General features: G+C 50.8%; 8 protein-coding genes. 5 read left to right on the forward strand and 3 right to left on the reverse strand.

The genetic code is table 11. The features are described 5' to 3' along the window. Nucleotides 1-374: 374 nt before the first annotated feature. From ACJJIN_RS20550 to ACJJIN_RS20570, 5 genes are all read left to right on the forward strand, one after another. The gene (locus ACJJIN_RS20550; RefSeq protein ID WP_444896000.1) at nt 375-3,422 is read left to right on the forward strand and encodes a hypothetical protein; all 3,048 of its coding nucleotides are present in this window, start codon (nt 375-377) and stop codon (nt 3,420-3,422) included. Nucleotides 3,423-3,544: 122 nt separating this feature from the next. Next, nucleotides 3,545-4,081, forward strand: a complete 537-nt coding sequence (locus ACJJIN_RS20555; RefSeq protein WP_444896001.1) for a hypothetical protein — start codon at nt 3,545-3,547, stop codon at nt 4,079-4,081. 376 nt (nt 4,082-4,457) lie between these two features. Then, complete coding sequence (parC, locus tag ACJJIN_RS20560) at nt 4,458-6,707, forward strand: DNA topoisomerase IV subunit A (protein WP_444896002.1); 2,250 nt, start codon at nt 4,458-4,460, stop codon at nt 6,705-6,707. Between the two features lie 137 nt (nt 6,708-6,844). Further along, a complete protein-coding gene (locus ACJJIN_RS20565) occupies nt 6,845-7,294 on the forward strand; it encodes a MarR family winged helix-turn-helix transcriptional regulator (protein ID WP_444896003.1) in 450 nt (149 codons plus the stop codon). Beyond that, nucleotides 7,287-8,366: an HlyD family secretion protein gene (locus ACJJIN_RS20570; RefSeq protein WP_282931136.1), complete on the forward strand. Its 1,080-nt coding sequence runs from the start codon at nt 7,287-7,289 to the stop codon at nt 8,364-8,366. Before ACJJIN_RS20565 ends, ACJJIN_RS20570 begins: the two co-directional genes overlap by 8 nt. Before the next feature lie 64 nt (nt 8,367-8,430). Here ACJJIN_RS20570 and ACJJIN_RS20575 read toward each other — a convergent pair whose 3' ends face one another. The 3 genes from ACJJIN_RS20575 to ACJJIN_RS20585 form a co-directional block, all read right to left on the reverse strand. Next, nucleotides 8,431-8,850: a DUF2147 domain-containing protein gene (locus ACJJIN_RS20575; protein ID WP_444898278.1), complete on the reverse strand. Its 420-nt coding sequence runs from the start codon at nt 8,848-8,850 to the stop codon at nt 8,431-8,433. Nucleotides 8,851-9,033: 183 nt separating this feature from the next. Beyond that, complete coding sequence (locus tag ACJJIN_RS20580) at nt 9,034-10,557, reverse strand: protein adenylyltransferase SelO (protein ID WP_444896004.1); 1,524 nt, start codon at nt 10,555-10,557, stop codon at nt 9,034-9,036. 15 nt (nt 10,558-10,572) lie between these two features. Further along, nucleotides 10,573-12,045: a Ppx/GppA phosphatase family protein gene (locus tag ACJJIN_RS20585; RefSeq protein ID WP_444896005.1), complete on the reverse strand. Its 1,473-nt coding sequence runs from the start codon at nt 12,043-12,045 to the stop codon at nt 10,573-10,575. Between the last annotated feature and the right edge of the window lie 307 nt (nt 12,046-12,352).

Genomic DNA, 12,352 nt, shown 5'->3' on the forward strand with positions numbered 1-12,352 from the left:
AATATAGATTCTTATGTGGTGAGTTGTTGAGCATTAAATTAAGTTTGTGGGTTGTGCGATATAAGTTATAGATTTTGCATTTTTCTTAATGATGTTTCTCGGGCTATACGCGAGCCCTTCTGTAAATATATTTAACATGTATATCTGCCCCTGCTATATGCGAATTTATTTAATTAATAAATTTGGTGGTAATGCGGGTTGTTGGAAAATTTTTGTTGTTGAATTAAAGTAATTGCCATGTTAGAAGGCGTGCGAATTTTATCCTGTTGTATTGTTGTATTGTTGTATTGTTGTATTGTTGTATTGCGATGATCGTATGTGGATAGATGTAGCAGGTTAAAGGGATAAATTATAAGAATATAGGAAGGGAATAAATGAAATACTCGTCGAAATCGACAGCAGTTATGGGACTGGCACTAGTTGCTGGGCTGTCGTTGCACTCTCCTGCTAGAGGCGAATCTGGAGTCACAGATAAGTTGTCTGGCAGTGAATTGATAGTTGCATCAAAACTAGATGGAGCTAATGCACTGGAGTTTTCGACTGGAATTGGTACTCAAGTAGAAAGTCAGCTGCTAGTAGATGCTATTCGTAAGCAGCTTTATTATAACGAAGCTGATTCAGTAAGTGCTGAGGCAGAGGATCCGCAAGGTGGGGTTTATTCTCGCGATAATGCAGCATTCCGTTATTTAGATTTAATGTATAGCTTGGATGCTAAATCTGAAGAGGTTATTAATAGCTATCTTAGTAGTGTTTCTCCCAAAGAGTTTTCTGATTTATATGGCGATCCGGAGCGTGCACGTATTTCTGTTGCTGAAACTCTGATTTATGAACAGTTAGAGTTATACCCCACGAATTTAGACCTGCAACAGTCGTTGCTGGATCTTTATTACGATCGAGCGGTCGCAGAAATTGTTCACGCCAATATTGCTCTGGATAAGGCGCTGTCCAGTCGTTTGAATGGAGAGCTGGCTGCTATTGAAATTGAGCATGTCGGGAATGCCTTTACCCTGCTCAATAGTGCTTTCGTTGAGTATGTGGCCCTTGTAGAGAATACGCCCACTTATCTGCAGCAATTGACCAGTTCTCGGGGGCAAGTCAGCCCTCGATATTATGATTCCGTAACAAATACCCAAAACGATGTCGCCCCAGCCGGTGTTCTGCCCGGCGAGTACAAAGATATCACCTTGCTGTACCAGTTAATGGGTAATCTCGCGGCTGTAAAAGTACAGCAGGCAGGTTTATTGATAGAGTCAGACCAACTTAACTCTTCCTTGTCTACTCAAATGATCGATGAGATTTTATCTCTGCAGAATACTCTGGTAGCCAAGGAAGCTGAGCTACGCACTCTATTCTCCGGCACTGATTTTACTGAAGTCTCTCCGCATTCCGGTTTACCTCAGGCGGTAGAGCAGTGGCATTTTCAACTTAATCAGTTGAAAAATGCTATGTCCTGGCTTACCGGTGATACCAACTTCCTCGGTATGTCGAAGTTGGCTGTGCCACATGGCTTTAGCAGCGATACACATTTTGATTCTTTCAATATATTGAGTGAGTTCCTCGATGGGGAAGACACAGGTTTTATTGTGCAGGCGGACAGTAGTCTTGCTACTGCCAAGTTGGATTATGATAACTACCTCCATAATGCCCAGGCATTAACAGAGGCCTATTCAGGGCGCCACCAACTATTATCTAATCGTATATATAGCCTGTTGGGTGCCACATTTATCGATAACTGCTATGAAAAGAGCTGTGTGTATGTAACTGATGATACCCGGAAAAGCAGTGAAGTAGCCTCTTGGTCGCGAAATGTAGCGAATATCCAAGCTTCAATGAAGCTAAGCCTTCAGCGACTAAATAACCGTTTGGAAACAATCCAATTGGAAGTGGAGCGCTTAGCACTGGATGCCGGTGTTGAAGATGGCTTTGAGCAAATAGTTCTGGATTATCGTTCGCAACAGGACTCGCTTGGTCTTCAAATGAGCCGCCTTCGCGAGAAGCAAGAAGCGCTCGAATCTCGTACCGTATTGTTTGAATCTTTGTCTACAGCCGCCCAGGATTATATGGATGGTAGCTGGGATGCTGTTAGTGACTTCGCAGATCATGTGAATACGCTTAACAGCACCATTGATGCTTTGGGTGATTTTATTTTGCTAGAGGATGCGAATACTGCCCTGGCAGCTGAGCACCGTGTAAAACTCTACGATAGCAGCGGTAAAATTTTAGAAGCTGGTAGTCGTTATAGATTGGAAAGCCTATGGTTTGAAGTAAATGCCATTGTTCTGGAACTTGCACAAAGTGAGGCGACATTGGTGCAGGAATCCAAGCGTCTACCTATGATTCTGAATCAAGCTAATCGCATGGTTGCAGATATAATCAATGATGCTCCAGAATTAGCTCAGCGCTATTTTGCGGACCTGATTCATTCACGTCGAGTCCCAAAAGAGGTCTTGAAAGCGGCCAACGATTTCGATCAAGCACAAAAATGGCTTCTTTATACTGCTGAGGCCCTTGAGTACAAATGGCAAAGACCATTTGTTATTCGCAATTTAGATATTAGTAAAGAGTCTGTATTCCATCTGCGTAATGCTGAGGATATGTGGGATCTTTACGGTATCATGATGGATTTTGATTGGCCTGGTACAGCCGCTTTGGACCAATTAACTGATACCTTTTCGATAAAAGAAGAGGTATTTGGTTACATCGATAATGTTAATGGTATTGCGCAAACCTACCTGCACCCAGATCCAAATCAACAAAGTGGTCCCCGCTTAAGTGCCCGGGAGGCTTTCCAAGAGCAGCTGAAATTACTGGCGCGCACTTTCGGGTCAGACACCTGGGTAACAATCGAGTTCAGCACAGTGAAAGAACCGGTTGGTAGTAACTTCTTTACTGGTCCGATGTTCCTTGAGGAGGGTGGATCGAGCTGTTTACTTGTTGGTGGGTCCTATATGGATAAGATTGAAACAATAGGCCTCAATATCCCCACCCTGTATAGCATCAGTGGTGAATCACAAACGCCTGCATACCTCACTTATGGCGGTGCCAGTGTTGTGCGGGACCGGTTCCCTGGTTATGAAATAACCAGGGATGACGGCGCTGCTGGTGTTGAGGGAGAGTTCAATACTTACAGTGCATTATTCTGGGATACTGCAGGGCTTTCCCAGCTGGCCGCTGTTAACAATAGCTATCGTGTATCTATGAGTGCAGCTTTGGATGTATTTGGATCTGGAGCAGGCTCTATCAATACAGTTACGGATTTATTCAAAGAGCGCAGTGTTGCGGCAACAGGCTGGCGTTTATCCTTCTTATTAGAAGATATTTACGGTCCACTGGTAGATGTTGAAGCAATCAAGGATATCGAGCTGATTTTTGCGCATCGTCTCAGGTCTCGCAATTACTCTACCTGTACGACCCCTCTGTAAAAGTCCTATTTCTTTGAGGGTACGTAAATATGAAAGGGGGATTGCGCAATTGCCGCAATCCCTTTTTTTAATTTAGTTCCCAATTTTAATTGTTTGAGTTTTTTGTGTAGGGGCGGCCAGCAATGAAGCAGTTTAAGTATAAAGAAATTCCTTTAGGTTCAACTCTACATCTTACAAAATATTTAAGAATTATTCGTAATAGTAGGAGTTGGAATTGGGGTTATTACGCTTGTATAGATCATAAAGTGATTTCCCCAATATATGATAAGTGGCTTTGCTTTCCTCAGGGCCGATATAACCCGGATTATCCAAAGCTAATTGAAGTCGGCTTGTATTCAGATGAGCTTATAGATGCAAAGTATCGTATTGGATGCTCATTTGATGGTGAGGTAGCACAATTGGCTTATACATTGGCTGAAGATTTACTTTCTAAAATTGAATCTTACTCAGATTTTAAAAAAATAGTAAATGATAGAGATGAAGATATCTTTTTTAGAAGTATTGATACACAGATTTTTTTGAGGAGTTTCCTGATGCATGTAGAAAATGGAATGCCTATGGATGGAGCCTTGGCTGAGTCAGAAAAATATTTTGGCAAAGAGGTTATGAAAAGAGATTTCTTCAAGACATATTTTGAACAGAATGTAAATGATTATTAAAGGTAATAGCTAATATAAATTGAGACACTTAAGCTGTTGGGTCAACTAATTCTTACTGTAATCAAGTGGTTTACAGCAGGGCTTCGCTGGAAGTAATCCGTTATTTAAAGCTTCTTCTTGAGTAAATCATCGTGGTTCTGTTTTATCGTCTGATGTTAATGTTCTGCAAAATGGTCCCTGGCGATAAAGATACCCGTTGGGCTGCATGGCAGCCTTTGGCTCTATATGATGCTCTCTAACTGGCTCATATGGGCCAAACACAGGCGACAAATTTCGAATCGAGCCAATGATATAGCCCTTTACCGTCAGCTCCCTTTGAACCTCCCGCCTCAGTCCGCCATAATCCGCCCCTTCCGAACAAAATAACGAGTGCTGTATGACCGACACCTCTGTTTATGAGGCCACAGAGCGCCTGCCGTTAAAGGAGTACACCGAAAAGGCGTACCTGGATTACTCCATGTATGTGATCCTGGACCGCGCCCTGCCGAATATCGGTGACGGCCTTAAGCCTGTACAGCGGCGTATCGTGTACGCCATGAGTGAGCTGGGCCTGAAGAATACTGCCAAGTATAAGAAGTCCGCGCGCACCGTTGGTGATGTGATCGGTAAGTACCACCCCCACGGCGATAGCGCGGTGTACGAGGCGATGGTACTGATGGCGCAGCCGTTTAGTTATCGCTACCCCCTGATTGATGGCCAGGGCAACTGGGGCTCGCCGGATGATCCCAAGTCCTTTGCCGCGATGCGTTACACCGAGTCGCGCATGGGGAAATATTCGGAAGTGCTGCTGTCGGAGCTGGGTCAGGGCACTGTGGACTGGCAGCCCAACTTTGACGGCACCATGGATGAGCCCTGCGTTCTGCCTGCGCGGGTGCCCAATATTCTATTGAACGGTACCACCGGTATTGCCGTGGGTATGGCTACGGATATTCCCCCGCATAACTTGCGCGAAGTGGTCAACGCGACTGTAGAGCTGCTGGAAAATCCCAAGGCCACGGTAGAAGAGCTGTGTGAGCATATTCTTGGCCCGGATATGCCCACTGAGGCAGAGATTATTACGCCGCGGGATGATATCCGTAAGATTTACACCTCCGGTCGCGGTTCTATCAAGATGCGCGCCCTGTGGAGCAAGGAAGACGGTGATATTGTCATTACCGCGCTGCCCCATCAGGTGAGCGGTGCCAAGATACTGGAGCAGATCGCCCAGCAGATGCAGGCGAAGAAGCTGCCCATGGTGAGCGACCTGCGCGATGAGTCGGATCACGAAAACCCCACCCGCCTGGTAATTGTGCCGAAGTCCAATCGGGTGGATATGGAATCGGTGATGAATCACCTGTTTGCCACTACCGATCTTGAGCGCAACTACCGCGTCAATATGAATATGATCGGTATCGACGGGCGCCCGCAGGTGAAGTCCCTCGATAAAATCCTGCGGGAGTGGCTGACTTTCCGCGCCACTACCACCCGCCGTCGTCTGCAGTTCCGTCTGGATAAAGTTGAGAAGCGCCTGCACCTGTTGGCAGGTTTGCTGGTTGCCTTCCTCAATATTGATGAAGTGATCGAAATTATCCGTACCTGTGACGAGCCCAAGCAGGAGCTGATGGATCGCTTTGAGCTCACGGATATCCAAGCGGACTACATTCTCGATACCAAGCTGCGCCAGTTGGCACGCCTCGAAGAGATGAAGATTCGCGGCGAGCAGGCGGAGCTGGAAAAAGAGCGAGATACCCTCACCAAGACCCTGAATAGCGAGCGTCGCCTCAAGACCTTGATCAAGAAAGAGCTTCTGGCCGCAGCCAAAGAGTTTGGCGACGATCGCCGTTCCCCAATTGTGGCTCGTGAAGAGGCCAAGGCGTTTAGTGAATCTGAGCTGCTGTCTTCAGATCCCATCACCGTTATCGTTTCTGAAAAAGGTTGGATTCGCGCGGCCAAGGGCCATGAAATTGATGCGGCAGCGCTCAGTTATAAGGCGGGGGACAGTCTCGGTTTTGCCGCGCGGGGCAAGAGTAACCAGCCCGCGTTATTACTCGATAGCACCGGTCGCAGTTACTCCATTGCCTCCCATACTTTGCCTTCAGCACGGGGGCAGGGCGAACCCCTCAGCGGGCGTATCAACCCCCCCTCCGGTGCCACCTTTGAGGGCTTGTTGATGGGCCCTGATGAGCAGCGAGTGTTACTGGCTTCCGATGCGGGCTATGGCTTTATCGCCAAGCTCTCTGATTTGCAGTCGCGCAATAAGGCAGGTAAAGCCATGCTGACCCTGCCCAAGGGATCCCAGGTGCTTTCCCCTCAATTGCTGGAGAGCCTCGATGATGTTCTGCTGGCAGCGGTGACCACCGAGGGGCGCATGTTGGTGTTCCCGGTGACTGAATTGCCGGAATTGTCCAAAGGCAAGGGCAATAAAATTATCAATATCACTTCAGCCCGCGCTGCGGCCCGCGAAGAGGTGGTCATCGGTGTTGCTGTATTGAAGGGCAGGGACCAACTGGTCGTTCACGCCGGTAAGCGCCATACCAAGATCAAGATCTCGGAGATGGATCACTATCGCGGCGAGCGTGGCCGGCGCGGCAACAAGCTGCCCCGGGGCTTCCAGAAGGTCGATAAGATCGAGGTTCTGGAGAAATAGACCCATCCCGGATGCAGGTCGAAAGGGCGGTCCTAGTGACCGCCTTTTTTAATGGGGTTTTGGGATATTGATAACTCACACATTGATGAAATAATAAGCAGGCTTATAATGAGCGGCCTTAGACAGGGAGAGCAGATATGTCCAGGGAAGATGCCGTTACTGAAATGAGTTTTGAACTACACAGTGCAGCACGGCTACTGCGGCGAAACTTCGACCGCAGAGCCAAGGACCACGGGCTGAGTGGATCCCGCTGGCAGGTGCTTTGGCATCTATTGCGCGAGGAGGGCCTCAAGCAGGCAGAGTTGGCCGAGCGCCTGGACCTAGCGCCGATCAGTCTGGCGCGCCAGCTGGATAACCTCCAGCAGGAGGGACTGGTGGAGCGGAGGCCCGATCCCGAGGACCGGCGCTGTTTCCGTATTTATCTGACGGAGCAGGCAATGCCGGCCCTCGAGTTACTGGGCGGTGTAGCCCAGCAGACCCGCAGTGAGGCACTTGCGGGCTTTTCCGCCACAGAGGTGGATCAATTGCAGTCGCTGCTATTGCGGTTGCGCAAGAATTTGACACGTGAAGAGATTGAATGTGACTGAAAAGCTGTCCATTAAGCTAGACCGCGCCGGACAACGAGAGTTCGCACTCTCCTTTTTCCTGGTACTGGCCGTCCTGATAGGGGGATGGAACCTGTTGCGCGGCAGCGATATTGTCGAGACAGAGAACGCTTACGTGAAAGCGGACAAGATCTCCCTGGCGCCCGAGGTTAGTGGTGTTGTCACCCAGGTGCTGGTGAGTGCCAACCAGGTCGTGGAGAAAGGGCAATTATTGATTCAGATCGACCGCACGGCCTTTGAACTGGCGGTGACTGAGGCGGAAGCGCGCCTGGCCCAAGTGCGCAACGAATTGCTCGCTCGTCGTTCGGAATATGCTGAAGCAGATGCTGCGTTGCAGCAGGCACGGAAAGATGCGGACTTTTACCGCCGCCAATTGGAGCGCAATGAAAAACTGAGCAAGGTGGCGTTTTCCGAGGCGGAGCTGGACAGCGCCCGCCAGCAGCTGGAGCGCGCTCGTGCCCAGATCACCATTAATGCTGAGAAGCTCTCCAGCTTGCGCGCTGAATTGGGGGGCGACCCGAGCATTGCCCTGGAAGAGCAGGCAGATTTAAAAGTGGCTCAAGCGCAACTGGATACCGCCCGCTACCAGTTATCGCGCACGCGCATTATTGCTCCCGTGGATGGCACTATCGCCAATACCGTACCCAAGGTGGGGGAGATGGCCACTCTGGGCATTAACCTGCTGCAAATGATTGGCTCCACTGGCCTTTGGGTGGAGGCCAACCTGAAAGAGACCGAGCTGGGTCGTGTGCGCACGGGTCAGCAAGCGGAAGTGACCCTGGATGCCTACCCGGATTTTGAGTGGCAGGCTCAGGTGGACAGTATGAGTCCCGCCAGTGGCAGTGAGTTTGCTTCCACACCGCCGCAGAATGCCAGTGGCAAGTGGGAGAAAGTAGTGCAGCGGGTGCCGGTGCGATTGCGTCTATACCCTCTCAAGGATTCTCCGCCTCTGCGCGCAGGTATGAGCGCCAAGGTACGAATTGATACCAGTGAAGACGATAAAGTGGTGTCGGCTCGTGCAACGAGCGGTGAAAGCGGCAGGGTGGTGCTTTAACTGGGTTTGAGAGAGAGGGTTCTGGGCCCGATAGAACTCGGGCCCGAGAACTGCACCTAGTTGCTTATTGAACTCGGTGCCAAGTTTGGGTGCGGTAGAGGAAGCCCAGGTAGCCGCGCAGCTTAAGGCTGTTGTCATCCTCCAGCCAGACTTTTAGGTCGTAAACCTTGCCTTTTACCGGGTCGAGAATTTCCCCGTCCTCGTATTTTTTCCCTTTCTTTTCCAGCCCGCTAATGACATCCATGCCGACAATGGGCTTACCTTTCAGGTCGCCTGGGCACTTGTCGCAAACGGTGTCGTTAGGCTTCATCAGAAGATCCACTACCTTGCCGTAATACTTCCCATCCTTTTCATAGATGTTGACGATGGACTTTGTCTCTCCAGTCTCGTCATCGATAGTGCGCCAGTTGCCCAGGATATCTGCAGCACTGGCCTGCAGGGCGAACAGCAGGCCAAAGGTGGCCAGAAGCAGGTTTCTAATCATCACTTATTTTCCTATGTAAAGTAGGGTGACCCAGATATTACATCAAGTCACCTGCGAGGGCAGTGGGCTAGTCGTCATCAGGTAAAATCTAACAGTCAAAAAGTAGCATTTGGCCACATATCCCTGCCTTTTCTCTCTATTTGTCCCAATTTCGGGACCTTTGTGAGTTACCCAAAGGCACCTTTAAGAGGAACAGCTCAAGGGGATACGCATGCCGGATTCTGGCGGTGCACTGGCCCAGACTTCTCGCTCCGGGTGCTCGGCGAAAGGGGATTGCAGTAACTGGCGCAGAGTCCGCAAAGGATGATAGTCGCCATCTTCAGCAGCCTCGATGACCTTCTGTGCCAAATAGTTGCGCAGAATGTATTTCGGGTTAACCGACAGCATGGCTAGATTGCGCTCCCGGGAGTTATTTGTCTCCCGGGTGAGGCGGCGATCGTAGTGCTCCAGCCATTGATCCAGGGCGCTGTGGTGAGAGGGTTTGAGTAACTCGTGCAAAGCGCTAGCCGGACGCTCCCCCCGGTAGTGGGCCAGGGCGCGGAAAAACAGGCTGTAGTCGGCCTGGCCGTGTTGTAGCAACTTCAGCAGTTCCGAGCAGAGGGCCTGGTCGCCATCTTCTTCTTTTTCCAGGCCCAGTTTGGCCCGCATACGTTGCGCATAGGCCTCGCTTACCACCGGCTGGAATTGCTCCAGGCATTCGCGTAGGGCGTCTACACCGACAAAGGCCGACAGTGCATGGGCGAGAGCATTCAGGTTCCACAGTACGACTCCAGGCTGTTGCTCAAAGGCGTAACGGCCGGTGTGGTCGGAGTGATTGCAGATAAAAGTGTGGTCGTAGTCGTCCAGGAAGGCGTAGGGCCCGTAGTCAAAGGTGTCGCCAATAATCGACATGTTGTCGGTGTTGAGCACGCCGTGGGCAAAGCCTACGGACTGCCAGGCTGCCACTAGCTCTGCACTGCGCCGGGTGGTAAAGCGCAGCAGTGCTTCAGCTTGGTCTCCCACTGCCATACCCTCTGTACCCGGTATAAAGCGTCGGCAAATAACCCCGATCAACTCCTGCAGGGCCTCCAGTTGCTTGGTGTAAAACAGGTATTCAAAGTGACCGAAACGCACGTGGCTCTCCGCCACTCGGATCAGCATGGCCCCGGTTTCGATTTTCTCTCGGGTGACTGGTTCGTCGCTTCCAACAATGCACAGTGCCCGGGTGCTGGGAATACCGAGGCCGTAGAGTGCCTCACTGGCGAGGTACTCCCGTATGGTGGAGCGCAATACTGCGCGGCCATCGCCAAAGCGGGAGTAGGGCGTTTTTCCTGCACCCTTTAGATGCAGTTCCCAGCGCCGGCCTTCACTCTCGATTTCACCCAACAGCAGTGCTCGCCCATCCCCCAGGTCCGGGTTGTAGACCCCGAACTGGTGACCGGTGTATTTCATCGCAAATGGGCGGCTTCCCTTAAACAGGCGGGCGCCACAGCCCAGCTCGGCCCAGGCGGGGTCAGATTTCTCGTTGGGATCTATTCCCAATAGTTGCAGCACTGAAGGGTTGGTATCGATTACCTTGGGGTGGCGGAAAGGAGTGGGTGCTATGGGGGTGCCAAAGGCTTCCCCCATATCCGCATAGTGGTGTTCGAGAGTGACTTCGCTCAGTTTCATAGCTTTTGATTGTAGGGTGAATATTCGAGTAAAACGCCAGTGTCCAGAGTGGCTCACAAGGGCCCCTGGCTCTTATATCGCCGTTATCTGTAGGGGCCGATTTTGCGAGCGCCAGTGTTGCTCTTCCTGCTCCAACAATTCTGCAATTGCCGGGCTATCCTCCAGCCACTGTTGATCGGCTTCCAGGTGATAGGCGTCTCCCTGGTCATATAGCTTTAAGCCATCCAGGCTGCGTTCGGTGCGGTCCCTGTGAATAATACATCCGAGGCGCAGGCATAACAGAAGGTCTGGGCTGGGGTGGAAGCCATAGTGCTCTCGTGGCGGTTTGATTCTTCCCCGTTGGTTGTGCACCAGATAGGCCAGGTGCTCCTGTTCACTTTTGGCAAATCCGGCCATATCGGCGTGTTTAACCATATAGGCCCCCAGCTTGCGGAAGCTACTGTGAGTTAGGGCCAGGCCGGTTTCGTGCAACTGGATAGCCCAATGCAGTCGCACCTTGCCTTCTGGTGGGTATTGGGGGCGCAACTGCTGCAGGAGCTTGAGTGAGGTGGAACTGACACGTTTAGCCTGGTTGGTATCTACCTGCCAGCGCTCTACCATAGCGGCAATCGTATCTGCACGTCGATCCCCGCCGTGCAAGCGCCCGGCCAAGTCGTGCACTATGCCCTCGCGGATTGCATAGGGTGAGACTTCCATACGCATAATGTCGAGTTCGCAGAATATTGCATGCAGTATCGCTAAGCCGGCAGCGAATACCGGCCGACGCTCTTCATCCAGGTAGGGTAAATCCAGGTCCGAGATATGTTTGGCGGAGGAAACCCGGTGCGCAAGCTGATCGATATCCCCGCGCTTGATCGCCTTTACTTCACCAACATTGCAAATCCTGGCAACCGCTTTGATAGTCCCGGAGCAACCGGTAACTTCCGCGCCTTCGGCAATATGCTGTAGCTCCTGCAATTCGGCCCGCGCTGCTCGCCGAGCGCGCTGGAAGTGGTTTACGGTGTTGCGGCTGATCAGGCCATCGGCGAAGAAACGTTTACTGTAGGAAACACAGCCTATATCCAGGCTTTCCAGTTGCTGTGGAGTATCACCACCGCGAACCAGCTCCGTAGAGCCACCGCCAATATCAATAATGCAGCGCAAGCGAGGGGGGCCATTGGCGGCGGCGAGAACCCCGGTGAAGATCAGGCGGGCCTCCTCGATACCGCTGATAATTTCCACCGGCACTCCGAGTATTGATTCCACTTCTTCCAAAAAGCCATCGGCATTGGCCGCAGCCATACGCAGAGTATTTGTACCCACGACACGCACATGGTCGAGGGGCAGTTTATCCATCACTGGTTGAAAGCGTTGCAGAGCAGCCAGGGCCCGTTCGGTTACCGCCGGGTCCAAGTGGTGGTTAATATCCAGCCCCTCGGCCAGGCGCACCATTGCTCTGTCTGTGTGCAGGCGTACCATGCGCTGATCACGAAATTCCGCCAGGAGCAGATGGAAACTGTTTGAGCCCAAATCTAGGGCGGCATAGCGTTCGTTTGGAGCTTGCATCAATATCCCGTTGAAAGCGCTAATGTATGGAGTCGGACGCTCTATTATTCATTTTGCCACTTTTCAGTCCAATAGTGGGTGCAGTCAATTTACAGCGCACCAAAAAGGCGCCACCTATAAAAGTGTTACAAAATTATTAAATATCTTTTATAAATAAAAGATATTTTTTATTTATTTGTGCCAATTTATGGACTGAAACAGTGTGGCAGAAAACTGTGAAGCCATACTAGATCGTTATATTGCTATAGGCGCTTGCTCACAGCCACATTTCAGTGGCATATTTCTTTACTTAATCTTGACCCTCAGC

The organism is Microbulbifer maximicatervae (SeqCode) (assembly GCF_052467505.1).